21 protein-coding genes are annotated in these 24,752 nt (G+C 67.2%); 8 read left to right on the top strand and 13 right to left on the bottom strand.

The window, feature by feature from the left end; genetic code table 11:
• Positions 1-134 precede the first annotated feature (134 nt).
• Complete coding sequence (locus tag ACZ5Z0_RS10160; protein ID WP_464108309.1) at positions 135-1,574, top strand: sugar porter family MFS transporter; 1,440 nt, start codon at positions 135-137, stop codon at positions 1,572-1,574.
• A gap of 21 nt (positions 1,575-1,595) precedes the next feature.
• Here the strand turns inward: ACZ5Z0_RS10160 and ACZ5Z0_RS10155 are convergent, their stop codons facing one another.
• The 3 genes from ACZ5Z0_RS10155 to ACZ5Z0_RS10145 form a co-directional block, all read right to left on the bottom strand.
• Positions 1,596-2,822, bottom strand: coding sequence for an MFS transporter (locus tag ACZ5Z0_RS10155; RefSeq protein ID WP_464108308.1), 1,227 nt, complete (start codon positions 2,820-2,822; stop codon positions 1,596-1,598).
• Between the two features lie 64 nt (positions 2,823-2,886).
• Positions 2,887-3,360 (bottom strand): MarR family winged helix-turn-helix transcriptional regulator, encoded by a 474-nt coding sequence (locus ACZ5Z0_RS10150; protein ID WP_464108307.1) that lies wholly within the window; start codon positions 3,358-3,360, stop codon positions 2,887-2,889.
• Positions 3,361-3,426: 66 nt separating this feature from the next.
• Complete coding sequence (locus ACZ5Z0_RS10145; protein ID WP_464108306.1) at positions 3,427-3,549, bottom strand: hypothetical protein; 123 nt, start codon at positions 3,547-3,549, stop codon at positions 3,427-3,429.
• Between the two features lie 126 nt (positions 3,550-3,675).
• Here ACZ5Z0_RS10145 and ACZ5Z0_RS10140 point away from each other — a divergent pair, with 126 nt between their 5' ends.
• Positions 3,676-5,139, top strand: coding sequence for an amino acid permease (locus ACZ5Z0_RS10140; RefSeq protein WP_464108305.1), 1,464 nt, complete (start codon positions 3,676-3,678; stop codon positions 5,137-5,139).
• A 95-nt stretch (positions 5,140-5,234) separates the two neighbouring features.
• Here ACZ5Z0_RS10140 and ACZ5Z0_RS10135 read toward each other — a convergent pair whose 3' ends face one another.
• From ACZ5Z0_RS10135 to ACZ5Z0_RS10125, 3 genes are read right to left on the bottom strand one after another with little or no spacing between them, the layout of a single operon-like run.
• The gene (locus ACZ5Z0_RS10135) at positions 5,235-6,383 is read right to left on the bottom strand and encodes a mannitol-1-phosphate 5-dehydrogenase (RefSeq protein WP_464108304.1); all 1,149 of its coding nucleotides are present in this window, start codon (positions 6,381-6,383) and stop codon (positions 5,235-5,237) included.
• Positions 6,383-8,377: a PTS mannitol transporter subunit IICBA gene (locus ACZ5Z0_RS10130; protein WP_464108303.1), complete on the bottom strand. Its 1,995-nt coding sequence runs from the start codon at positions 8,375-8,377 to the stop codon at positions 6,383-6,385. The genes ACZ5Z0_RS10135 and ACZ5Z0_RS10130 overlap by 1 nt, the downstream gene beginning before the upstream one ends.
• Positions 8,378-8,435: 58 nt before the next feature.
• Positions 8,436-9,164 (bottom strand): TetR/AcrR family transcriptional regulator, encoded by a 729-nt coding sequence (locus ACZ5Z0_RS10125; protein ID WP_464108302.1) that lies wholly within the window; start codon positions 9,162-9,164, stop codon positions 8,436-8,438.
• A 90-nt stretch (positions 9,165-9,254) separates the two neighbouring features.
• Between ACZ5Z0_RS10125 and ptsP the strand changes: the two genes are divergently transcribed.
• From ptsP to ACZ5Z0_RS10110, 3 genes are all read left to right on the top strand, one after another.
• Complete coding sequence (ptsP, locus tag ACZ5Z0_RS10120) at positions 9,255-10,940, top strand: phosphoenolpyruvate--protein phosphotransferase (protein WP_464108301.1); 1,686 nt, start codon at positions 9,255-9,257, stop codon at positions 10,938-10,940.
• Between the two features lie 41 nt (positions 10,941-10,981).
• Positions 10,982-11,431 carry a helix-turn-helix domain-containing protein gene (locus ACZ5Z0_RS10115; protein ID WP_464108300.1) on the top strand — a complete coding sequence of 150 codons (450 nt, stop codon included), beginning with the start codon at positions 10,982-10,984 and terminating at the stop codon, positions 11,429-11,431.
• 74 nt (positions 11,432-11,505) lie between these two features.
• Positions 11,506-11,751 (top strand): hypothetical protein, encoded by a 246-nt coding sequence (locus tag ACZ5Z0_RS10110; RefSeq protein ID WP_464108299.1) that lies wholly within the window; start codon positions 11,506-11,508, stop codon positions 11,749-11,751.
• A 12-nt stretch (positions 11,752-11,763) separates the two neighbouring features.
• Here ACZ5Z0_RS10110 and ACZ5Z0_RS10105 read toward each other — a convergent pair whose 3' ends face one another.
• On the bottom strand, positions 11,764-12,984 hold the full coding sequence (locus tag ACZ5Z0_RS10105; RefSeq protein ID WP_464108298.1) for a PucR family transcriptional regulator: 1,221 nt from the start codon (positions 12,982-12,984) through the stop codon (positions 11,764-11,766).
• 247 nt (positions 12,985-13,231) lie between these two features.
• Between ACZ5Z0_RS10105 and ald the strand changes: the two genes are divergently transcribed.
• On the top strand, positions 13,232-14,350 hold the full coding sequence (gene ald / locus ACZ5Z0_RS10100; protein WP_464108297.1) for an alanine dehydrogenase: 1,119 nt from the start codon (positions 13,232-13,234) through the stop codon (positions 14,348-14,350).
• Between the two features lie 92 nt (positions 14,351-14,442).
• Here ald and ACZ5Z0_RS10095 read toward each other — a convergent pair whose 3' ends face one another.
• The 6 genes from ACZ5Z0_RS10095 to ACZ5Z0_RS10070 all read right to left on the bottom strand — a co-directional run bounded on the left by ACZ5Z0_RS10095 (position 14,443) and on the right by ACZ5Z0_RS10070 (position 22,630).
• Entirely contained in the window at positions 14,443-15,510 is a 1,068-nt protein-coding gene (locus tag ACZ5Z0_RS10095; RefSeq protein ID WP_464108296.1) for a Gfo/Idh/MocA family protein, read from the bottom strand.
• A gap of 136 nt (positions 15,511-15,646) precedes the next feature.
• The gene (locus ACZ5Z0_RS10090) at positions 15,647-17,359 is read right to left on the bottom strand and encodes an ABC transporter family substrate-binding protein (protein WP_464108295.1); all 1,713 of its coding nucleotides are present in this window, start codon (positions 17,357-17,359) and stop codon (positions 15,647-15,649) included.
• 49 nt (positions 17,360-17,408) lie between these two features.
• Positions 17,409-19,649, bottom strand: a complete 2,241-nt coding sequence (locus ACZ5Z0_RS10085; RefSeq protein ID WP_464108294.1) for a dipeptide ABC transporter ATP-binding protein — start codon at positions 19,647-19,649, stop codon at positions 17,409-17,411.
• Positions 19,646-20,608, bottom strand: coding sequence for an ABC transporter permease (locus tag ACZ5Z0_RS10080; RefSeq protein WP_464108293.1), 963 nt, complete (start codon positions 20,606-20,608; stop codon positions 19,646-19,648). Before ACZ5Z0_RS10080 ends, ACZ5Z0_RS10085 begins: the two co-directional genes overlap by 4 nt.
• A gap of 2 nt (positions 20,609-20,610) precedes the next feature.
• A complete protein-coding gene (locus tag ACZ5Z0_RS10075; RefSeq protein WP_138767991.1) occupies positions 20,611-21,597 on the bottom strand; it encodes an ABC transporter permease in 987 nt (328 codons plus the stop codon).
• A 364-nt stretch (positions 21,598-21,961) separates the two neighbouring features.
• On the bottom strand, positions 21,962-22,630 hold the full coding sequence (locus tag ACZ5Z0_RS10070) for a TetR/AcrR family transcriptional regulator (protein WP_464108292.1): 669 nt from the start codon (positions 22,628-22,630) through the stop codon (positions 21,962-21,964).
• Between the two features lie 125 nt (positions 22,631-22,755).
• Here ACZ5Z0_RS10070 and ACZ5Z0_RS10065 point away from each other — a divergent pair, with 125 nt between their 5' ends.
• Positions 22,756-23,319: an NAD(P)H-dependent oxidoreductase gene (locus ACZ5Z0_RS10065; protein ID WP_464108291.1), complete on the top strand. Its 564-nt coding sequence runs from the start codon at positions 22,756-22,758 to the stop codon at positions 23,317-23,319.
• Between the two features lie 129 nt (positions 23,320-23,448).
• Complete coding sequence (locus tag ACZ5Z0_RS10060) at positions 23,449-24,741, top strand: aminotransferase-like domain-containing protein (RefSeq protein WP_464108290.1); 1,293 nt, start codon at positions 23,449-23,451, stop codon at positions 24,739-24,741.
• Positions 24,742-24,752 lie beyond the last annotated feature (11 nt).

Genomic DNA, 24,752 nt, shown 5'->3' with positions numbered 1-24,752 from the left:
TTGCGTTTCCCGCCGCCGCGAACTGTATGTTTCATCTCACTTTCTGCGCCCTGTGATGTGCATCGCGGTGGTGCCGATGCAAGACTTGGTAGTTGCGGCGCGAGCCGTGGACCACGAATTGCCGAGGGAGCCACATGACCACCACCCAAGACCAGACCGTCGCCAAGATTCCCAAACGGGTCATTTGGCTGGCCGTGGCGGGCGCCGTTGGCGGCTTCCTCTTCGGCTTCGACTCCTCGGTCGTCAACGGCGCAGTCGACGCCATCAAGGAAGAATTCGCGCTCAGCGAGGCCGTGACCGGGTTCGCCGTCGCCATCGCCCTGCTGGGCTGCGCCGCCGGCGCCTACCTGGCCGGCAAGGTCGCGGACCGCTATGGCCGCATCCCGGCCATGAAGCTCGGTGCGCTGCTGTTCCTGGTCAGCGCTTTCGGCACCGGTTTCGCCTTCGGCGTCTGGGACCTGATCTTCTGGCGCCTCATCGGCGGCCTGGGCATCGGCCTGGCTTCGGTGATCGCCCCGGCCTACATCTCCGAGATCTCGCCGCGGCACGTGCGCGGCCGGCTGGCGTCGCTGCAGCAGCTCGCCATCACCACCGGTATCTTCGCGGCGCTGCTCTCCGACGCCGTGTTCGCCAACGTCGCCGGCGGCGCCGACCAGAACCTGTGGTTCGGCATCGAGGCCTGGCGCTGGATGTTCATCGCAGGCGCCGTCCCCGCCGTCGTGTACGGCTGGATCGCCTTCACACTGCCCGAATCGCCGCGGTTCCTGGTCTTCAAGGGCAAGGATCAGGAAGCCCTCAAGGTCTTCGAATCCATCGCCCCGGACGACGACACCGACCGCCACCTGCGGGACATCAAGAAGGCCATCGAGGAGGACCAGCTCGCCGGCCAGAAGGGCTCCCTGCGCGGCAAGTCGCTCGGCCTGCAGCCGGTGGTGTGGATCGGCATCATCCTGTCGGTGCTCCAGCAGTTCGTCGGCATCAACGTGATCTTCTACTACTCCACGACGCTCTGGAAGGCCGTTGGTTTCCAGGAGAAGGACTCGCTCACGATCTCCGTGGCCACCGCGATCACCAACATCCTGGTCACCCTCGTGGCGATCGCGCTCGTGGACCGGATCGGCCGGCGCCCCATCATGCTGGCAGGCTCCATCGGCATGGCCGCCTCGCTGGCGACCATGGCCTTCGCCTTCGGCTCCGCTACCGGATCGGGCGACTCGATCACCCTTCCCGGCGCCTGGGGCCCCGCCGCCCTGGTGGCCGCCAACGTCTTCGTGATCAGCTTCGGCGCCTCCTGGGGCCCGCTGGTGTGGGTGCTGCTGGGCGAGATCTTCCCGTCCCGCATCCGCGCCCGCGCCCTGGGGCTGGCCGCGGCCGCCCAGTGGATCGCCAACTTCGCGATCACGCTGAGCTTCCCAGTCATGGCCGCTGCCTCGCTGCCGCTGACCTACGCCATGTACGCCCTGTTTGCGGCGGCGTCGTTCTTCTTTGTGATGTTCAAGGTGCCGGAGACCAACGGCATGGCCCTGGAGCACGCCGAAACCCTCTTCGTCCCGAAGGGCTCCGCCAGGAAGTAGCCCGCCCCGGAGAGCTAGGGCCTAGACGAGGTGCGGCTCGTGCGCGGCCAGGTCGCGGGGTCCACTGAGGACGACTGCGATTGCCAGCGCCATGGCCACGGCCGCGGCGAAGAACGGCACCTGCGGCCCGAAGTGTTCTCCCAGCTGTGCCGCGGCGAACGGGGCCAGCGCGCCGCCCATCCAGCGCACGAAGTTGTACCCGGCGGACGCGACCGGACGGGGCGAATCCGAGACCCCCATCGCCAGCTCGGTGTAGATCGTGTTGTTGATCCCCAGCAGCGCGCCGGAGGCCACCACGAGGACGACGACGGCGGGCACCGAGTGCCCCGCGGCTAGGCCCAGGCCGACGAGGTCCAGGAGCAGCAGCGCCAGGGTCCCACCCAGGGCCCGCACGGCCCCGAAGCGCCGCTGCAGTGCCGGGGCCACGAAGACCGAGAAGACGGCGACGGCGACGCCCCAGCCGAAGAACACCGCGCCGATCCCGTAGGCATCCATGCCCAGGATGAACGGGGTAAAGGCCAGGATGGTGAAGAAGCCGTAGTTGTAGAACAGCCCGCTGGCCGCCGTCGTCCGCAGGCCCTTGTGGCCCAAGGCAAGCAGCGGATCCCGCAGCCGGACCTTCCGCTCCGGCCGCGGGGTCTTGGGCAGCAACGCGATCAGGGCGATGAAGGCCGACGCCATCAGCACCGCGGTGCCGAAGAACGGGGCGCGCCACTGCCAGCCGCCGAGCAATGCGCCTAGCAGCGGGCCTAGCGAAATGCCCAGGCCCAGCGCGGCCTCGTACAGGATGATGGCGGTCCCGGCGCCCCCGCTCGCGACGCCGACGATGACGGCCAGTGCGGTGGCCACGAACAGCGCATTGCCCAGCCCCCAGCCGGCGCGGAAGCCGACGAGTTCGCTCACGCTGCCGGAGAGGCCGGACAGCGAGGCGAACACCACGATGATGGCAAGGCCGGCGAGCAGGGTCCGCTTGCCGCCGATCCGGGAGGAGACGAATCCGGTGATCAGCATGGCGACGGCAGTGACCAGGAAGTAGCTGGTGAACAGCAGGGACACCTGGCTGGGGGTGGCGTCGAGGTTTTTGGCGATGGCGGGCAGGATGGGGTCCACCAGCCCGATCCCCATAAAGGCAAACACCGCCGCGAGGGCAGTGGCCCAGACCGCCTTGGGTTGTTTGAGCAGTGAGGCTTTTTCGTCCTCGAGGGTTGATGTTGCCTCCGGCGCTGGCGCCGTGAGCTGGCCGTCCATGGAAGGCGCTCCTAATGTCGTGGTTTGGTCTGTCGTTGTGCCCTGCGGGCCGGACAGCCGGTTGTCAGGGCTGCAGGGACTCGTTGATCTTGCCGATGACCGGGATGGCGGCCGCGAGGGCTTCCCGATCGACATCCGTCAGTGAACCGAGGATGGCCGCCATGACCGCATTGCGGCGCTGGTTCGCCGAGTCGACGGCGGCGTGTCCCTCACGGGTGAGGTGGACGCGGACGGCCCGGGAGTCGGCAGGATCAGCTTCCCGGCGGACCAGCCCGGCACGTTCGAGCTTGATGATCTGCTCGGTGGCGCTCGGCACCTTGACGCCGAGGTTCCGGGCAATTTCACCCACCCGCACGCCGCTCGCTTCGGCAGTGCCACCCGCGCTGTCCAGCAGCATCTTGAGCGTGCTCAGCTGGGCGGCGCTGAGTTCGCCGTCGGCGTCCAGCCGGCGGACCAGGTAAATGCTGTGGCGCAGGGCTTCGCGGAAATCTCCGGCGAGGGCGGTCAGGCCGGCGTCCGGCAACGGTCGTTCACTCATAGTTAGGCAGCCTAACAGTTAGGCATCCTAAGAGTCAATGGAGGCTAGAGCAGGAGCTTCATGCCCTCATGGCTCGCCGCAAACCCCAGCCGTGGTGAGCTGCGCCCGGGCCGCGCGGCGCAGGCGGAACGTTCCGCCGTCGACGCCGAATGTTAGCAGGGCGGTCTGGCCAGCCGAAGTGGAAGTCACCCACCCAGCTTGCCATGACGCAATGGTTGCTACCCGACAAGGCCGCCGGCGTTCCGAAGCTGTACTTTGGTAAGGCTGATTTGTAACCGCCGTCACCTTCGGCGGACCACTCAAAGGATTGTTGACATGCCCGAACAGACAACCGCGGAGCAGAGAACTGCCTCCAGCCGGGACACCGAGCCCCACCTTGCACGCTCGCTGAGCAACCGGCACATCCAGCTTCTGGCCATCGGCGGCGCCATCGGCACCGGCCTCTTTATGGGCTCCGGCAAGACCATCTCGGTGGCCGGGCCGTCCGTGATCTTCGTGTACATGATCATCGGCTTCATGCTGTTCTTCGTAATGCGCGCCATGGGCCAGCTGCTGCTGTCCAACCTGAACTACAAGTCCTTCAGCGACTTCGCCGGCGACCTGCTGGGCCCCTGGGCCGGCTTCTTCACCGGCTGGACCTACTGGTTCTGCTGGGTGGTCACAGGCGTGGCCGACGTGATTGCCATCGCGGGCTACGCCGAGCAGCTATGGCCCGGCGTCCAGCTGTGGGTTCCGGGCATCGCGACCATCATCATCCTGCTGCTGCTGAACCTTCCGACCGTCAAGGCCTTCGGTGAGACGGAATTCTGGTTCGCTTTGATCAAGATCGTGGCCATCGTGGCGCTGATCGTGGTGGGCCTGGTCATGATCTTCACTGGCTTCCAGTCCAACGCCGGCACGGCCAGCTTCAGCAACCTGTGGAGCCACGGCGGCCTCTTCCCCAAGGAATTCATGGGCTTCGTGGCCGGCTTCCAGATCGCCGTCTTCGCGTTCGTGGGCATCGAACTGGTGGGCACCGCCGCGGCTGAAACCAAAAACCCGGAGCACAACCTGCCCCGCGCCATCAACGCCATCCCGCTGCGCGTCATGCTCTTCTATGTGGGCGCCCTCATCATCCTGATGTCGGTGACCCCCTGGACCGGGTTCAAGGCCGGGCAGAGCCCGTTCATCGCCATGTTCTCCCTCGCCGGCCTCGGCATGGCCGCCACGGTGGTGAACCTGGTGGTGCTGACCTCCGCCATGTCCTCGGCCAACTCCGGCATCTACTCCACGTCCCGGATGGTTTACGGCCTGGCCAACGACGGCGACGCCCCCAAGCTCTTCGGCCGCCTCTCCAGCCGCAAGGTCCCGCAGAACGCCCTGTTCCTGTCCTGTGTGCTGCTGCTCGCCGGCGTCGCCCTGCTATATGCGGGCAAGGACGTGGGCGTGGCCTTCGACATGGTCACCACGGTCTCCGCCGTCTGCTTCATGTTTGTCTGGAGCATCATCCTGGCCAGCTACCTGGTGTTCCGGAAGCGCCGGCCGGAGCTGCACGCGGCCTCGACGTTCAAGATGCCCGGCGGCATCCCGATGGTGTGGGTCGTGTTCGCGTTCTTCGCGTTCCTCATCTGGGCGCTGACCACGCAGCCGGACACCCTCGTCGCCCTGCTGGTCACGCCGCTCTGGTTCGCGATCCTCGGCGCGGCGTTCGCCGTCGTCCGCCGCTCGCCGCTGCACCAGGCCCGCGTGGCCGAATGGAAGGCGATGGCCGACGCCGAGACCGACGCCGTCCGCGTCTGACCTCCCGCAGATCCCCGGCTTAAACAACGGGCCCTCCCTCACACCAGGTGAGGGAGGCCCCTTCTTTTGTCCGCGCAAGGTGCGGGAGCGTCCGGCTAGACGGCGGCCTTGGCCTCCTCGACGAGGGCGCAGACGGCCGGGAACAGCGGGTGGTCCGCGTCCAGGCCCGTGATCCTCGTGGTGGCGTCCTCCGGGGTGGAGGAGTTCAGGATCTGCGCCAGCTCAACGGCCTCGGCGTCGGCCGGGTCGTCAAAGCGCAGCGCGGCGGCGATCGCTCCGAGCAGCGCCTCGGGGACGATTCCGCGCTCGGCCAGCTCCGCCGCGGGCCCGATGAAGCGTTCGTGCCGGCTGAGCTTCCGCAACGGCGCCCGCCCCACCCGGTTCACGGTGTCCGGAAGGTGCGGGTTGGAGAAGCGGCCGAGGATCTTCTGCACGTAGCCTTCCTGTTCCTCGCGGTTGAAGCCGTGCTTGGCCACCAGGAGTTCCTTGGTCTCGTCCAGCACGGCGCGTACGTCCGCGGCGACGTCCTGGTCCGCCATGGCTTCGGAAATCTTGGCCAGCCCGGCCTCGAAGCCGAAGTACGCGGCCGAGGCATGCCCGGTGTTCACGGTGAAGAGCTTCCGCTCGATGTAGGGCGCCAGGTCGTCCACGAAGGTCGCCCCCGGAATGACCGGCTCCTTGCCCCCGAACGGGGTGCGGTCGATGACCCACTCGTAGAACGTCTCCACCGTGACGTCCAGGCCCTGCCCGGCCTCCTGGTTGGGCACGATCCGGTCCACCGCCGTGTTGGCGAACACGGCGGCGTCGTCCAGCGAGCCGGCGGCCGGGTCCCACTGGGCGGTAATTTCGGACTTCAGGATTTCGGTGGCGTTGATGGCGTTCTCGCACGCCATCACCTGCAGCGGCGCCAGCCCCGCCGGCCGGGCTGCGATCCCCTTGGCGATCACGGGCGCCACGAACTTCAGGATGTGCGGGCCCACGGCGGTGGTGACGATGTCCGCCGTCGCGATTTCCGCGACGACGTCGGCCTCCTGCGTGCCGGAGTTGAGCGCGCGGAAGTTGTCCACGGTCCGCACGGCGGGGCTGTCCCCCACCTCGTGCACCTGGTAGCTGTCCGCCGCGGCGAGGGCGGTGATGAGGGCGTCCGCGACATCCGCGAACACCACCTCATAGCCGGCCTCGTGCAGCAGCAGCCCGACAAACCCGCGGCCGATGTTTCCGGCTCCGAAATGTACAGCCTTCACTAGGAGTTGACCCTTCCGAACAGGTCGAGCACTTCATCGACGGTGGTGGCCGCCTCCAGTTGCGCGACCTGGGCCTTGTTGGTGAAGACCTTGGCGATCGAGGACAGGATCTGGAGGTGCTCGTTGTTGATGCCGGCGACGCCGACGACGAACTTGACCTCCTTGCCGTTCCAGTCGATGCCGTTCGGGTAGCGGACCACGGACACCGCGGACTTCATGATGTGGTCCTTCGCGGCGTTGGTGCCGTGCGGGATCGCGAGGTAGCTGCCCATGTACGTGGAGACGGATTCCTCGCGCTCGTGCATGGCGTCCAGGTAGCCGGCGTCGACGGCGCCGCGGTCCAGCAGCAGCCGGCCCGCCTCGTCGATCGCGGCGTCGCGGGTGGTTGCCGTGCCGCTGAGGACCACGCTGTCGGCGACCAGGATGCCGGACGGTCCGGCCCCGGCTTCCGGCTCGGCGGCCGTTTCGGCGGCCACCGCAGTGCCGGCGCCCGCGGCCGCGCCGGCGCCCACCGCGCCGCCGGCCACGGCGCCCGAGGCGTCCGCCGGTGCGTTGCTGCTCTTGACCAGTTCCACGATCTCGTCATACTTCGGCGAGTTCATGAAGTTGTCCACGGAGACGTGGACGGCGCTGGACGTGGCGGGCCTGGCCCGTTCGGTCAGGTCCTGGTGCGTGATGACGACGTCGTAGCTGTCGCTGAGGTTGGCGATGGCGGAGTTGGTGACCTTGACGTCCGGGTAGCCGGCGGCCTTGATCTTGTTCCGCAGCACCGAGGCGCCCATCGCGGACGAACCCATACCGGCGTCGCAGGCGAAAACGATGTTCTTGACCGGACCGGCCAGTACCGCGACGCCGCCCGCACCGGATCCTGCCAGGGTGGAGGAGACGGAGCTCTTCTTGCCCTTCAGGGCTTCCATCCGGGTGGTTGCCGCGCCGAGCTCGTCACCCTCGACGTCCTTGCTGGACTTGAGGATGACGGAGGCAATCAGGAAGGACACGGTCGCGGCAAGCAGCACGGACAGGGCCACGCCGAGAAAGCTGTCCGCGGGAGTGGCCGCGAAGACCGCAATGATGCTGCCCGGAGCGGCCGGCGAACGCAGCCCCGCGCCGGTGAGCACGAGGGTGAAGATGCCGGTCATGCCGCCGCCGATCGCGGCGAGGATGATGATCGGCTTCATCAGGACGAACGGGAAGTAGATCTCGTGGATGCCGCCGACGAACTGGATCAGCGCGGCACCGGGGGCCGACGCCTTGGCCATGCCCTTGCCGAAGATCATGTAGGCAAGCAGGATGCCGACGCCCGGGCCGGGGTTGGCCTCGAGCAGGAAGAGGATGGACTTGCCCTGGGCCAGCGCCTGTTCGGTACCCAGCGGGGTCAGGATCCCGTGGTTGACGGCGTTGTTCAGGAACAGGACCTTGGCGGGCTCGATGAAGATGCTGGTGAACGGCAGCAACCCGTTATTGACCAGGAACTCGACGACGCCGCTGGCGCCGTTGCTGAAGGCCTTCACCACCGGGCCGATCACCAGCATGCCGAAGATGGCCATGACGGCGGCGACGATGCCCGCGGTGAAGTTGTCGATCAGCATCTCGAAGCCGGGCTTGACCTTGTTTTCCCAGAGGCTTTCGATCTTCTTCATGATCCAGGCCGTCAGCGGGCCCATGATCATGGCGCCGATGAACATGGGGATGTCCGTTCCGACGATCACGCCCATCGTCGCGGCCGCGCCGACGACGCCGCCGCGAACCCCGTAGACCATGCGCCCGCCGGTGTAGCCGATCAGGAGCGGCAACAGAAAAGTGATCATCGGCCCGACCAGCCTGGCCAGGTCCGCGTTGGGGGTGAAGCCCGCCGGGATGAAGAAGGCCGTGATGATGCCCCAGGCAATGAAGGCACCGATGTTGGGCATGATCATTCCGGACAGGAAAGTGCCAAATTTCTGTACGCCGACCCGCACACTGCTCCGGGGTTTCGCCACTGTCTCTGTTGCCATGTGATTTCCTAACCGTGATTCCTGCGGCATCGCAGGATTGTCCGATATTTCCGACGAGCTAGCTGGTGGAACTGGTGGAGATCCGGTGAAGCCATTCGAGGAAGAGCTTGAGCTCCGAGCTGGAGAGCTGGTCCGAATGCGAGGCCTGCAGTGCCGCATTCAGGGCGATGGCCGCGACCACCACCGGGGATTTTCCGGAGTCTTCCGGCCCGGACGCCCGTGCCTGCTCCGTGGAGACGGCAAAGATCATCGCGTCGCGGGTCATAGCGGAGAGCTCGAGGTTCCGCTCCGGCGCCTTCTCCGTGATGAGCATGAGCGTGACGCCCACATTGGCGGCCAGGATGCTCCGGGCCGCTTCCTTGGGCGGGACCGCGAGCTGGCCCGCAACGGCCGCCTTGTTCAGCATTTCCTCCATCAGGGCCTCGGCGTCGGCGACGACGGCGGGACGGCTCTCGGGGCGGATATTGCCGAACATCACGAGGTACAGCTCCGGCTGCTTGAGCCCGAACTGCACATGTTGGTCCCACATGCGCCGGATGTCCTCCAGCGGCTCGCCGGACGGGGCGAAATCGCGTTCGCCGGCCACGTATTCCTCAAAGCCGGCGGCGACGACGGCGTCGAACAGCCCTTCCTTGTCCCCGAAGTGGTGGTACAGGGTGGGGGCTGTCACCCCTGCCAGCTGCGTGATCTGGCGGGTGGAGACCGAGGCGCCTCCGGACTTGGCCAGCAATCCGGCGGCTGCACGGAGCAGCCGGATCTTGGGCGGTAGCTGGCCATCGATACTCATAACCGCTACCCTAGCACCTATAGCAACGCTATATGAAGTGCATCACATACACTTTCTTTACTGGCTCACCGCAGAGAACGAGGACTTTCAGTGCAGAACTTCCAAGGAGTAGGCGTCAGCCCGGGCCGGATCATCGGCACCATCCGCCAGATGCCGAAGCCGGTCAGCGAGCCGCCCGCGGGCGAACAACTGCCGGCCGGCGTCTCCGCCGAGGATGCGACGGCGGCGCTGAAAGCGGCGGCCAAGGCCGTGCACGACGAGCTCAAGGCCCGGTCCGAGACGGTCAGCGGCGACGGCAAGGCCGTGCTGGAAGCCACGGCGCTGATGGCCACAGACACCATGCTGCTGAAGTCCGCCGCCAAGCTGATCGGTCGCGGCACCTCCAACCAGCGTGCCATCTGGGAGGCCGGCGCGTCGGTGTCCGAGATGCTGCACAACCTTGGCGGTTACATGGCCGAGCGCGCCACCGACGTCCTGGACGTCCGGGCGCGGATCGTGGCCGCGCTGCGCGGTGTGCCCGCCCCGGGTATCCCGTCCTCCGCGACGCCCTTCATCCTGATTGCCGAGGACCTCGCCCCGGCGGACACGGCCACGCTCGATCCCGAGAAGGTGCTCGCACTCCTTACCGCCGGCGGCGGCCCGCAGTCCCACACCGCGATCATCGCCCGCTCCCTTGGCCTGCCCGCCGTCGTCGCCGCCGCCGGCGTCGACTCCCTGCCGGACGGTACGGAGGTCTACGTCGACGGCGCCGCCGGCACCATCGCGGCGGAGCCCGGGGACGCGCAGCGCGCCGCCGCGGAGCACTGGGCCGCCACCGCGTCGCTGCTGGCAGACTTTGACGGCACCGGCACGACGGCGGACGGCCACCTCGTGCCGCTCCTGGCCAACGTGGGCGGGGCGAAGGACGCCGTCGCCGCGGCCGGCCTGAACGCCCAGGGTGTTGGCTTGTTCCGCACCGAGTTCTGCTTCCTGGAACGGGACACCGAACCCTCCGTGGAGGAGCAGGCCGCCGCGTACAAGGGTGTCTTCGACGCCTTCCCCGGAAAGAAGGTGGTGCTCCGCACGCTCGACGCCGGCGCGGACAAACCCCTGCCGTTCCTCACCGACGCCACCGAGCCGAACCCCGCGCTCGGCGTCCGCGGCTACCGCACCGACTTCACCACGCCCGGAGTGCTGGAGCGCCAACTGCAGGCGATCGCCCGGGCGGAGCAGGACTCCGAGGCGGACGTCTGGGTGATGGCGCCGATGATTTCAACGGCGGAGGAAGCCGCACGGTTCGCGTCGCTGTGCGCCGAGGCCGGGATCAAGACGCCCGGCGTCATGGTGGAGGTGCCGTCCGCGGCGCTCACCGCCGAGTCCATCCTGCGGGAAGTGGCCTTCGCGAGCCTGGGCACCAACGACCTCACGCAGTACGCCATGGCCGCGGACCGGCAGCTCGGACCGCTCGCTGCACTCAATACCCCGTGGCAGCCGGCCGTGCTCCGGCTCGTGGGCCTCACGGTTGAGGGCTCCGCCGCGGAGGGCCACGGCAAGCCGGTCGGCGTCTGCGGCGAGGCCGCGGCGGATCCCGCCCTCGCCGTCGTACTGACGGGCCTGGGGGTCAGCACGCTGTCCATGACAGCGCGCTCCATTGCCGCGGTGGCCGCGGTGCTCAAGACGGTCACCCTCGCCGAGGCGCAGGAGCTGGCCCGGCTGGCCCTTTCCGCCCCGAGCGCCACCGAGGCGCGCGCCTGGGTCCGTGCCAAGCTGCCGGTACTGGAGGACCTCGGCCTGTAACGGGAGTGTCGGCCCCGGCCCGGGGCGCTAGGATGCACTCCATGACACTGATCGCGCCCCGGCTGACGGCCGGGCTCCCGGCCGAGGATGCACAGAAACTGCGCTACGCGCTCAACGGCAGCAGCGACATCACGGTCTTCGTCGACGGCACCGTGCACCGCCTGCCGCCGGCGGCGCGGGACGCCGTCGTCGACCTGCTGGGCCGCTTCAGCCGGGGCGAGTCGGTCACGGTCAGCAGCGTGGAGGACATGCTGACCACCTCGAAGGCGGCGGAGCTGGCGGGGATCTCGCACACCTACCTGCGCAATATGACGGACCGCGGCGAGATTCCGGTCGAGTACCGCGGCACGCACCGGCGGATCCGGCTCGCCGATGTCATGGCGTGGCTGGAGACCCAAAAGAAGAATACCGCCGCGGAAAATGCGGCACCCGAGGCCGCCCGCGGCGACGCTGCTGACAGAAAAGACAGCGACGGCGCGGATGCTTCGTGACGGCGTGATAAGGATCAAACAACGATCCCGGCCCGGCGCGGAAACGCGGCGAAGGCCGGGGTTACGCTTGAATTGTGGGTAAGTTCAGAGGGTGGCACATCCTGGCCGGCATCGCCGCCATGGTGCTCACCGGCATCCTCGGAACCGTGATGGGGCTGAACAACACGGCGGCCTTTATGGCCAGCTGCGTCGCGTTCGTCGCCGTGGCCCTGTGGACGGACAGCCGGATCACTCGCCGCAGGCGGGAGTCAGCGTGGGCGGACGCGCGGGACACCGCGCCCGGACCGATGCAGGACCCGGCCTTCAGGGACGACCACTAGGGCCGCGGCCCGCTAGATCCTCGGGCGGTCGGCCCAACGCCGGGCCTTGAGCGCCGCATGGAGTTCCAGCCGGACCATCCCCTTGAGCGGGTCGACACCGAGCACCTGCCGGATCCTGCCCAGCCGGTTGTAGATACTGCTCCGGTGCAAATGCAGCTTGCCGGCCACCTCCTGGACCGAGCTGTCATTGTCGTAGAAGAGTTCCAGCACCGGCAGCAGTTCCCCGTTGCGGTCGTGGTCCTCCAGCATCTTGAAGTACACGGATCCTGCATCCGCCCAGGCGCCGGCCCCGCCGCCGGCCGAGGCCAGCAGCTGGTACAGGCCGGTGGCTCGGCAGTCCACAAGCTCCCCGAGCTGGGGGTCCACCGCCGCGGCCTGCGCCGCCTGGCGCGACTGCCGGTAGGCCTCGGCCAGTTCGCGCGGTCGGGAGAACCCCTCTGACGTGCCCAGGATGATCCGGTGGACCGGGCGGCCGGCGCGCTTGGCCAGTTCCAGCTGGTAGTGGACCAGGACCTGGGCGTGGTCGGCGCGGCCGGAGGACTCCTTGAACAGCACGACGGAGTGCGTCTCGGTCCCGGCACTGAAGAGGGCGGCGTCCACGCCGATGGTCGCCTGCAGTGCGGCGGAGCGGTGGATCAGGGTGGAGGCGATCGGGTCCGAGCCCTCGGCCCAGCCGTCGGCGTCGAGGACGGTGACCAGCTGCCACGGCCCGCGGCCCTGGACTTCCTTCCAGCCTCCGACGGCGGCGACGGCGTTCACCTCGCCCCGGCAGGCGGCAAGGAACTCCTGTTCGCGGCGGCGCCGGAACTCGGATTCGGCGGTGTTGGAGTCCAGCAGCAGGGCTGAGAGTTGCTCGAGTTCGCGGGCTACCTCCGGCAGCCGGGCCAGGACGGACGCGGCGGTGGGTTCCTCGGCGTCGAGCTGGACCCACAGGTAGCCCACCCGGAACCCGCGGACCAGCAGCGGGACACACACGCGGCCGAGCATTCCCAGTTCCTCGTTGGCGGGTACCACCACCGGGCGCACCGCCGTCGCGATGCCGTGGGAGAGCTGCCAGGCGCTGACATCCACGGCGACGCGCTTGCTGAGCAGGAAATTCACCCGGACCCGGTCTGCCTGGGACTGGTTGGAGCTGTAGGCGAGCAGGACGCCGTCGAGGTCTTCCAAGGAGAGCCCGCGCCCGAGCCGCTGCGCCACGGTCTCCACTAGCTGCTCCACGTCCTGCTGCTGCATGGTGCCACCTTACTGCCACGCGGCCCCCGGCCACGAACGCCGCGGCAACGGACAGCAGGCGACACCTGCCGCCCCGGGAGTCGACAACTGTCGAGCCGTGCTTTTGCAAAACCCCGGAATGACGGGGCCGGGGCCGTGGACCCGGACGGCGGCACTGTCGCCTGCCTCACAGCCGGTTCTATTCTGGAATCACGACTTCCCCGCACACCCCCAGGCCCACAAGGCCCACAACCACTGGAGCCCAAAAATGATTATCGGTGTCCCCAAAGAGATCAAGAACAACGAATTCCGCGTCGCCATCACGGCCGCCGGCGTGCACGAATTCCGCCACCACGGCCACACCGTCCTGGTGGAACGCGGCGCGGGCCTGGGCTCCGGCATCACCGACGAGGAATACGCCATTGCCGGCGCCGAGATCGTTGCCGAGGCGGACGACGTGTGGGCCCGCGCCGACATGGTGATGAAGGTCAAGGAGCCGGTCAAGGCCGAATACCACCGCTTCCGCAAGGGCCTGATCCTCTTCACCTACCTGCACCTGGCGGCCGAGCCGGACCTGACCCAGGAGCTCATCAACTCCGGCGTCACTGCGATCGCCTACGAGACCGTGCAGGAGGGCCGCTCGCTGCCGCTGCTGGCCCCGATGTCCGAGGTCGCCGGCCGCCTGTCCGTCCAGGTCGGCGCCACCTCGCTGATGGCTCCCGCCGGCGGCAAGGGTGTGCTGCTGGGCGGCGTCCCGGGCGTCCGTCCGGCCAAGGTCGTTGTCCTGGGCGCCGGCGTGGCCGGCACCAACGCCGCCGCGATGGCCCTGGGCCTCGGCGCCGATGTCACCATCCTGGACATCAACATCAACCGCCTGCGCGAACTGGACGCCCAGTACCAGGGCCGCCTGAAGACCGTCGCGTCCAACGCCTACGAGATCGAAAAGTCCGTCGTCGACGCTGACCTCGTGATCGGTTCCGTGCTGATCCCGGGCGCCAAGGCCCCGAAGCTCGTCACCAACGAGCTCGTCTCCCGGATGAAGCCCGGCTCCGTGCTGGTGGACATCGCCGTGGACCAGGGCGGTTGCTTCGAGGACACCCACCCCACCACGCACCAGGAACCGACGTACAAGGTCCACAACACGATCTTCTACTGCGTGGCCAACATGCCGGGCGCCGTCCCGAACACCTCCACCTATGCGCTGACCAACGTGACGCTGCGCTACGCGGTTTCGCTGGCCAACCTGGGCGTCAAGGCAGCATTCGAACGCGATGCCTCCCTCGCCGCCGGCCTCAACGTCGCCGGCGGCAAAGTGGCGCACCGCTCGGTCTCCGAGGCGCACAACCTGCCCCTCGTCGCCGACTGGCACGAGCTCGTTTCCGCGTAAGTTCCAGTCAGCCGTTTGAACGGCAGTCATCCAACGCGTGCTGCTCCTTCGTCGCTTTGACGCACGCTTTCTGGATGGCTGCCGTTCAAACGTTAAGCCCGCAGCGTCGCAAGATCCCGGGCCTGTTCGATCAGCCGCAGTACCTCCACCGGCCCCGCGGGGTCGACGGGGAGGGGCAGGGCCGAGGCGGCCCCGCCGTCGATGATCTTGTCCGCCAGGATCCGGTAGAACTCCGGGTACGCGCCGCGTTCGGTGGGCAGCCGGTCCAGGTGGCCGTCGCGGCCCAGCAGGCCGGCCCACTCGCGGGCCTCCACGCCGTAGTCGGCGTCCAGCGGCCTCCCGCCGGCGGCGAGGTAAGGCTCCTGCGGGTCGACGCCGTGCTTGGTGAAGCCGCCGTCGCTGCCCAGCACGCGGTACCGCGCGCCCTGCTGCGCGCAGAGCAGGTTCATCGCGAGGTGGCTGGTGACTCCGGAGTCGTGCCGCAGGGCCACGAAGACGTCGTCGTCCGCCCGTTCCCCGGGCCGGCGGGCCGTGAGCTCCGCGTACGTCACGGTGGCGGGGCCGAAGAGTTCCACGGCCTGGTCCAGCAGGTGGGTGCCGAGGTCGAACAGCACGCCGCCGCCGTCGCCGGCCGTGGCGGCAGCCTTCCAGTCCTTCGTGACGCTCGGCGACCAGCGCTCAAAGCGGGATTCGAAGCGCGTGACTGTGCCGAGGATGCCGCGCTCCAGCAGGCCGCGCAGAGTCAGGAAGTCCCCGTCCCAGCGCCGGTTCTGGAACACGGTGAGCACCCGGCCCAGCCGCGCGGCGAGGTCGATAAGTTCCGCGCCCTCGGCGCTGAGCACCGTAAAGGGCTTGTCGACGACGACGTCCAGGCCGGCTTCCAGCGCCGCCTTGGCAAGCGGATAGTGGGTGGCCGGCGGCGTCCCCAGCACCAGCAGGTCCAGCCCGCCGGCGAGGGCGAGCAGCTCGGCCGGGGTATCCACGACCGTCGCCGCAGGGTGGCGGGACGCGGCGGCCTCTTTCCGGCCGGCGTCGGAGGTGGCAATGGCGTCAAGCGAATAGGCCGGATTCGCCGCGATCAGCGGCGCGTGGAAAACGCTGCCGGACAGGCCGAAGCCGGCGACGGCGGTGCGGATGGGGCTGCTGGAGTCGTCTGGCATGGTTCCACGCTACTCCGGCGCCCCCGGTCCGACGCTCCCTCAGCTCTGACAACAATTCGGGCGACGCTCCCCCAGAAGGTGAGGGAACGCCGCCCGAAAAGCCGCTATAGCTGAGAGAGCGTCGGAAGGGTAGGTGCTACTTCTTTTCCCAGCCGATGGTGGTCCAGTCCGGAACCTGGGACAGGCTCTTGAAAAGGGACGGGCCGTAGTTGGCCAGGCCGGTGCGGACGAAGGAGATCTGCGGTCCGTTCATCACCACGCCCATGGAGAAGTACTTGGCCATGTGCTCCTTTTCCACGTCCATCGCGGCCTTGTTGCGCTCGGCGTTGTCGGCAATAGTGGAGAGCTTCTTGATCTTGGCGTCCAAGTCGGCGTCACCGAGCTTGTTGGAGTTGGTCTTGGAATCGTAGAACTGCTTGACGGCGTCGGTTGCGTCCGAACCCACGGTGTAGCCGGAGATGCTCAGGAAGAAGTCGCGGCTGCCCACAACCTTGCCGAAGTCGGCGGAAGCGCGCTGGTCGATACCGACGTCCATGCCGCCTGCCTTGAGCTGGTTCTGCAGGGTCTGTGCGAAGGCCAGCGTGGTGGGGTCGTCACCGAAGTTGCTGATCTTGAAGGCGGCGGGGACGCCGTCCTTTTCCATGATGCCGGCGGCGTTGGGCTTGTAGCCGGCGTCGGTCAGGACCTTCTTGGCGGCGTCGGCGCCGGTCTCCTTGACCGGGTAGTTGTCCTGGTAGTACTTGGAGAACGGCAGCAGCATCATCGACCCGGAGCTTTCTTCCTCCCAGTTCAGGCCGTTGAAGCGGACCTTGCGCAGTGCCTCGCGGTCGACGGCGGTGAAGATCGCCTTGCGGATGGCGACGTCGGTCAACGGGGCCTTCTGCGCGTTGAGGTTCAGGCCGCCGGCGAAGAGTCGCTGGCCGCGGCGGATCTCGGAGTTCTTGGTGCCGTCGAGCTGCTTGTAGGGGGTGATGGTGTTGGCGGAAACACCGTCGATTTCACCGTTCTTGAAGGCGGCGATTGCGGCGCTGCTCTCAAGCTGGCGGAAGACCACCTTGTCCAGGACCGGCTTGTTGCCCCACCACTTCTCGTTCTGGGCGAGGGTGACAGTCTTGGCTGCGCTGTCGTACTTGTCGACCTTGAACGGGCCGGCCATCCACTCCGGGTGCATCTCTCCGGTGAAGCCGTCGTTGAAGATCGCCGGGGTGTTCACGGCCGGGTGCACAAAGCCGGTGAACAGGGAGTCCAGCGGGTAGACCGGCTGGGTGGTGGTGACAATGACTTCCTTGGGGCTGGAGCCGGCCTTGACGGAGTCAACGAACTCGTACGCGCCGGAGCTGACGACGTCGATGTCCTTGTTGGCACCCTTGAGCATGTTCCAGGTGTTTTCGAAGGTCTTGACGTCGATCGGCGTGCCGTCGTTGTAGGTGGCCTTGGGGTTCACCTTGATGGTGATGGTCTGCTTGCCGTCCTTGACCTCGCTCTTGACGTCTTCGCAGAAGTCCTTGTTCGGCGTGGCGGTGCCGTCGAAGTCGAAGTTCCAGCAGCCCCAGGTGCCGGCCTGGTCGATCGGGCGGTGCAGTGCGGTGTTGTCCGCGCTGTTGCCGTTGTTGGAAAAACCGTTGAAGTCCGGTCCAAGGTTGCCCAGCGGCAGGGTGACGGTGCCGCCCGGCTGCAGGTCCTTGGCGTCCTTCGCGTTGATGCTGACGAGCTTGGCCAGGTCGCTTCCCGCTTCCTGTCCCTTGCCGGCCTCGGGACCCTTTGCTGCGCCGCCGCCACCGCCGCAGGCGGTGAGCGCAAGCGCTGCCACGACGGCGGTAACGCCGCCGATCTTGGTCAGATTCTTCATGTTTTCCCCTTTTTGTTCCTTCTGGTGCGAGTTGATGCGGATGAGTGAATCAGGTGGTTTTGTGGACAACGAGCATGTCCGCGTCCAGTTCGCCGTCCGGGTAGAAACAGGCGAATTGCTGGTCTGTGGGTGCCGCGGAGGCGGCCGTGCCGGGTGCTGTTTCCAGCAAGGGCTCCTGAGTCAGGCACTTCTCCTGCTTGGCCGGCGGCAGGGCGGCGAAGACCGGGCAGCGGGTGGCGAAGTTGCAGCCCTTCGGCGCCTCCAGCGGCGAAGGCAGGTCCCCTTGCAGGATGATGCGTTCGCGGGTGCGTTCCAGGACGGGGTCCGGGACCGGAATCGCGGAGAGCAGCGCACGGGTGTAGGGGTGGCGCGGATTGTCGAAGACGCTGTCGACGTCGCCGATCTCGACGATCTTGCCCAGGTACATCACGGCCACCCGGTTGGAGATGTGCCGCACCACGGAGAGGTCGTGGGCCACCATCAGGTAGCTGAGCCCAAGTTCCGCGCGGAGCGAATCGAGCAGGTTGATCACGCCGGCCTGGACGGAGACGTCGAGGGCGGACACCGGCTCGTCGAGGACCACCAGCTTCGGGTTCACGGCGAGGGCGCGGGCAATGCCGATCCGCTGCCGCTGGCCGCCGGAGAACTGGTTCGGGAACCGGTTGACGTGGTCCGGCTGCAGACCCACCAGTTCCATCAGCTCCATGATCCGCTTCCGGATCTGGGGCTTGGCCAAGCCCGCATTCTCGAGCGGCTCGGACAGCACTTCAAAGACGGTGAACCGCGGGTCCAGGGCGCCGGTGGGGTCCTGGAACACCATCTGGAGTTCCTTGCGCATGGCGCTCTTGGTCTTCGCGTCGGAGGCCTGCTTATTGCTGAGGCCGCCGATGACCACCTCGCCGTCCTGGTCCTTGTGGAACTCCATGATCTCCAGCAAGGTGGTGGTCTTGCCGCAGCCGGATTCGCCGACGATCGAGAAGCACTCGCCCTCGCGGATGTCGAAGCTCAGCCCGTCGACCGCCTTGACGGTGCCGATCCGGCGTTTGATCAGGGCACCCTTCAACAGGGGGAAGTGCTTTTTGACGTCCCTAAGCTCCAGCACGCTCCGGCGTTCGGTGCGGGGGATCGCGTCAAAGCGCGACACCGGCACGGCCGGGGCCTTAAACACCTCACGGGCGTCCATTTCCTGCCCCAGGGAGCCGGTCTTGATGCAGGCGGCCCGGTGCGACTGGGCGCCGTCCGCGTGGTTGCCGGTGACAGGCAACAACTCCGGCTCGCCCTCCAGGCAGGCCTCGCTGACCAGCGGGCAGCGCGGCGCGAAGGAGCATCCGGTGGGTGCGTGGATGAGGTTCGGCGGGATGCCCTCGATCGGCACGAGGGTGGACTTCTCGGCCACGTCAACGCGCGGCACCGCCCCGAGCAGACCGATCGTGTACGGCATCCGCGGGTTGTAGTAGATCTCGTCGACGCTGCCGGTTTCCACCGGCTTGCCGGCGTACATCACCATGATGTCGTCCGCCATGCCGGCGACCACGCCCAGGTCGTGCGTGATCATAACGACGGCGGCGCCGGTTTCCTCCTGCGCGGTGTGCAGCACTTCGAGGACCTGCGCCTGGATGGTGACGTCGAGCGCCGTCGTCGGTTCGTCGGCGATCAGCACCCGAGGGTTGTTGGCGATGGCGATGGCGATCATCACGCGCTGGCGCATGCCGCCGGAGAACTCGTGCGGGAAGGCCTTGAGCCGGTCCTTCGGGCTCGGGATGCCCACCATGCTGAGCAGTTCGACGGCGCGCTCTTCCTTGGCCTGCTTGCTCATCGTGGGGTTGTGGACCGTGAGCGCCTCGACGATCTGGGTTCCGACCGTGTAGACCGGCGTCAGCGAGGACAACGGGTCCTGGAAGACCATGGCGATGTCGTTGCCGCGGTACTGGCACATGGCCTTATCGCTGAGTCCCAGCAGTTCGTTACCCTGCAGCCGGACCGAGCCGGTGATCTCCGCCGTCGGGGGCAGCAGGCCCATGATGGCCATCGAGGTGACGGACTTCCCGGAGCCCGATTCGCCCACGATGCCCAGCGTCTTGCCGGCGCGGAGGTCGAAGTCGATGCCGCGGACCGCGTGCACCACCCCGTTCTCCGTGTTGAACCGGACGTTCAGGTCCCGGACGGACAGCACCGCATCCGCCGGGGCATCCGTGTAATGCCGGTTGGCGGTGTGCAGCCCGGCGACGTGCAGGCGCTCGGCGGTGGAGAGGTCGGCGGACCCGGAACTGGCGGTCATTTCGTGGCTCATACCGTCTTCTTCTTCCTGGCGCTGCCTACGGAGCTGGAGCTGGGATCGAACGCGTCACGCAGGCCGTCGTTCATCATGGCGAGCGAACCGGTCAGCAGGAACATGACGGTCAGCGGGACCCAGAACATCCACGGGAACGTAGAGACCTGGGAGGTAGCCTGGCCGATCAGCACACCCAGGCTGACATCCGGGACCTTGATGCCGATGCCGATGAAGGAGAACGCAACCTCGGCCAGGATCGCGCCGGTGATGCCGCGGGTGATATCCAGCACCAGCAGCGAGCCGATGTTCGGGACCAGGTGGCGCCAGACGATGCGCCGCGGCGGGATCCCCATGTACTGGGCCGCCTTGACGAAGTCGCGTGTCATCAGCGACATTGACAGCGAGCGGATGAGACGGGCGGTGCCCATCCAGCTGAAGACCAGCAGGACGATGATCAGCAGCAGCCAGCTGGGCAGCGTTTTCTGCAGTCCGTTGCCGCCCCCGCTCGTGGCCACGGCCACGACCAGCAGGGCCGGCATCATGATCAGGGCTTCGAGGATGAACAGCATGACCTTGTCCACCTTCCCGCCGAAATAGGCCATGGTGCAGCCGTAGACGGCGGCGATCAGGACCGAGACGAGGCCGACGACGAGGCCGATCAGAATCGAGATCCGGGTCCCCTCCACGGTCAGTGCGTAGAGGTCGATCCCGGCCTGGGAGGTGCCGAGCAGGTGTTCGGCCGACGGCGGCATGCCGATGTTAAACGGGTCGATCGTCTCCTTGTCCCAGCTGGTGAAGAAACCGCCCACAAAGGAGAACAGCGTGAGGGCGAGAAAAATCACGAGGCCCGCGACGGCCGTCTTATTGCGCAGGAAGCGGCGCAGGATGATCGAGGACTTGGCAATGACGACGTCGTTGCCTTCGATTCTTGCTTCTTCGGCGACCGCTGCCGGGTCAATGGCATTCAGGTTTGTCATGGTTACTGCACCCGCACTCTCGGGTCGACCAGCGTGGTGGCGAAGTCCGCGAGGATCGCACCGATGGCGAAGATCACGGAGCCGTAGGCGAGCGTCGCCGTCGCGGCATTGACGTCCTGGAGGGCGATCGCGTCGATGCTCCAGGAGCCGACGCCGTGCCAGGCGAAGATCTTCTCCGCGAAGAAGCCGCCGGCGAAGATCGCGGGGATGGTAAAGGCGATGCTTTGCGCAACCGGGATAAAGGACACCCGCAACGCGTGCCGGCTGATGGCCTGGTTGCGGGTCAGCCCCTTGGCGCGGGCGGTGCGGACAAAGTCGGCGTTGACGTTATCGAGCAGGTACTGGCGCTGCGCGATCTGGTAAGTGCCCCAGCCCACGATCGTGATCGCGAAGGTCGGCACGGCGTAGTGGGCCATCAGGTCGACGAATTGTGCCCAGCCGTTGCCCTCCATCCCGGGTGTGGAGATGCCCGTAACGAAGAAGATGCGCTCACCGGCCGTCTCGTTGATGTTGATGGCACCGAGCTGGACCAGGAAGTAGGCGATCGGCGCCGGCACGATGTGGACGAGGTAGCTGTATGAGGTGATGGCGCGGTCGGAGAACTTGTACTGCCGGGCCGCGGTGTAGACGCCCAGGGCGACGCCGATGATCAGGGTCAGGATGATGGAGGCCAGGAACAGCCGGGTCGAGATCCAGACGCGGTCGCCGAACTCGGCGTTGATGAACGCGCCGTTGGGGCTGCGTCCCCAATCCCAGCGGGTGACGATCGCCGTGAGCCAGTCAACGTAGCGCTCCCACGGGCTGAGCTCCGGGTCGAGGCCCTTGAGCCGGAAGGAATTGACCACCTGCTCGGGGGTGGGCCGCGGAATCCGCTCCTGCTCCAGCAGCGCCGGCTGCAGGGTGTTCACGGCCAGGAAGTACCCGGCGGTGGTGGTCAGGAAGATCATGAAGACATACGTGAGGGCACGTTTGGCGAGATATCGGAGCATGGGACGACTAGTTCTGGATCGCCGGTGTCTTTACGGTGCCTGCCGCTGCCCGGGCGGTCTTTTCCGCCGCGCCGCCTGCAGGAGTGTTGAGATTCACAGCATGGATCCTTCCGTTGTCCCCCCCATATGGCAGGGGGTTTCCGCTGCCGATCCGGGATCACGGCCAGCGGGTGACTGGCCCCCCGCAGGCCTCTCGGCGAGTCCTTGTGGACTATGTTGCGGGTCACATTCCAGAGGAAACTATCACAAAGCAATCCCGGGCAGGCGCGGGAAACGGGCCGAAACGGTACAGCCACTACCAGATCGTTATGAATAATTCCTTTGAATTGATTTGAATTGTCAGCCGGCGCTCGGACCGGCTAGCCTACGCTCCGTTGACGACGCGGGTGGCCAACTCACGCCATGACTCGACGAGGCGGTCGGGTGCCACGCCGTGGACCCGGACGGAGTGCAGGATCCGTTCCGGCTCGAGCGTCACGCTCAGGGCGCCGGCCATGAGCCAGGGGTCTGCGGTGACGCCGGCCTGGCGCAGCAGCAGTTCGAGATGGCGGTGCCAGAGGACGGCTGCGGGCACATCGAAGCGGTTGTAGGCAGACACGTCGGCGGCCCGGGCAAGGTCACCGTACTCCAGCACCCAGCCGATGCGTTCGGCGCCAACCGCGATGAGCCGCTCCAGGGGCGGGGTGCCCGGCCCCAGGGGCGGCGGGCCGAACATGAACCTGCCTTGGAACTGGGCCTCGGCGTCACTGAGGAGGTTCATCATCAGACCCGCCCGGCTGCCGAATCTACGGAACACGGTGCCGTTGCCTACGCCCGCACGCCGGGCGAGCGTGGCCATCGTGAGACCGTCCACGCCGCGCTCCTCGATGAGTTCCCGGGCGGCCCGGAGCAGCAGCTCACGGTTGCGGGCGGCATCCCGTCGCTCTGACTCGGCCGCGCGGCCGCTGCCGGGGCGGCTGTCGGGCGCACCCGGGGCAGGCGCGCCCGCAGCTGGGGCATCCGGCGCGCCGGGGCGGATTGGGATCAGGCTCACAGCGCCAAGTGTAGCCCCGGGGAATATTAAACGGACCGCAGTCCGTTTAGATGGATGAAGGCCTCCCAAAGCCTCCGCGACCATCAAGCCGCCGGAACCTCGGCGCCGCGATACAAGGAGTTCACATGACCACCAACACCGTTCTCACCCTGGTCGGCAGCCTGCGCGCCGGCTCCACCAACGCCCAGCTCGCCGAGGCGATCCAGCTCAACGCCCCCGAGCAGGTGGAGGTCGTTATCCACGAGAGCCTCGGCAACATCCCGTTCTACAACGAGGACATCGACGTCGAGGGCCAGGTCCCCGCGGCCGCGGCCGCGCTGCGTGCCGCCGCCAACGAAGCGGACACCCTGCTGCTGGTCACCCCGGAGTACAACGGCACCGTCCCCGCGCCCCTGAAGAACGCCATCGACTGGCTCTCCCGCCCGTTCGGCGCCGGCGCCCTCAGCGGCAAGCCCACGGCCGTCGTCGGCACAGCGTTCGGCCAGTACGGCGGCGTCTGGGCCCAGGACGAGGCCCGCAAGGCCGTCGGCATCGCCGGCGCCCAGGTCCTCGAAGACGTCAAGCTTGCCGTTCCGGGCTCCATGGTCCGCTTCGCGGAGATCCACCCGAAGGACGACGCCGAGGTAGTGGAGCAGATCAAGGGCGTTTTTGCCGCCCTCGAACAGGCTCGGAGCACCGAAGCAGCCTAGTCCCCGGCCTGCAGACCGACACCCCCGGCAGTCCCCCAGCTGCCGGGGGTGTCCTGCGTCCGGGCACCCTTCGGCGCCTTTGTGAACAAAAGTTTTCCCACTGACAACGCGGCCCTGTATCCTAGGATTGTGAGCCACGAAACACTTGATGCCGCCGCAGAGCTTCTCCCGGCCGAGGCAATTGACGCAATCGAACGCGCGGCTACGTCCGCCCACCGCCACGAGAGGCTTTTCTCGGAGCGCGCCGCAAACATCAAGCAGTCCGCCGTGCGGGACGTCTTCGAGATCTCCCTGCGTCCCGGCCTCGTTTCGCTGGCCGGCGGCAGCCCCTACCTTCAGTCGCTCCCGCTCGAGCGCCTCGGCCAGTCCGCAGCGAAGATCATCGCGGAACAGGGTTTGACCGCCCTCCAGTACGGCGGCGGACAGGGAACCGAGGAACTCCGCACGCAGATCTGCGAGGTCATGGCCGCCGAGGGCATCCTTGACGCTAAGCCTGAAAACGTTGTCATCACCGCTGGCTCGCAGTCCGCCCAGGACGTCGCCACCAAGGTTTTCTGCAACCCGGGCGACGTCGTGCTCGTCGAAGATCCCACCTACGTCGGTGCGCTCAACACGTTCGAGGCCTACCAGGTCGAGGTGGGAACCGTGCCGATGGACGGGGACGGGATCATTCCGGACCTGCTGGAAGCCAAGATCGCGGCCCTGCAGACCGCGGGCAAGAACATCAAATTCCTCTACACCATCCCGAGCTTCAACAACCCCTCCGGCATCACCCTCGCCGCCGAGCGCCGGCAGCAGGTCGTTGACATATGCCGCAATGCGAATATTCTCATCCTCGAGGACAACCCCTACGGCCTGCTGCGCTTTGACGGCAAGCCGCTGACCCCGCTGCGGGCCGGAAACCCGGATGACGTCATCTACATGGGGTCCTTCTCCAAGATCTTTGCCCCGGGCCTGCGGATCGGCTGGGCGCTGGTCCCGGCACATCTCCAGCGCCGCTACTACCTGGCCTCGGAGGCTGTCACCCTGTGCCCTCCGACGCTCAACCAGATGCTGGTCTCCGCGTACCTGCGGGATTACGACTGGCGCGGGCAGATCGCCACCTACCGCGGGCTCTACCAGGAACGCTGCGAGGCGATGCTCGCGGCACTGGAGAAGTACATGCCGGAGGGGCTGAGCTGGACGCGGCCGGAGGGCGGCTTTTTCGTCTGGGTTACGCTGCCCGAGGGCGTCGACACCTATCCGCTGCTGCAGAGGGCCATCGACGCAGGCGTCGTCTTCGTGCCCGGGGCGGCCTTCACCCACTCGGATGAGCCCTCCAACAAACTGCGGCTCGCGTACAGCGCGGTGCCTCCCGACGCCATCGAAGAAGGTGTCCGACGTCTGGCGCCGGTGCTGGGGGAAGCCGTCGCCGCGTTGTAGCCTGAATCATT

It is taken from the genome of Arthrobacter sp. T2-23 (assembly GCF_055398325.1).
Note: the sequence above shows the minus strand (reverse complement) of the source record. Positions and strands in the feature narration are given on the sequence as shown.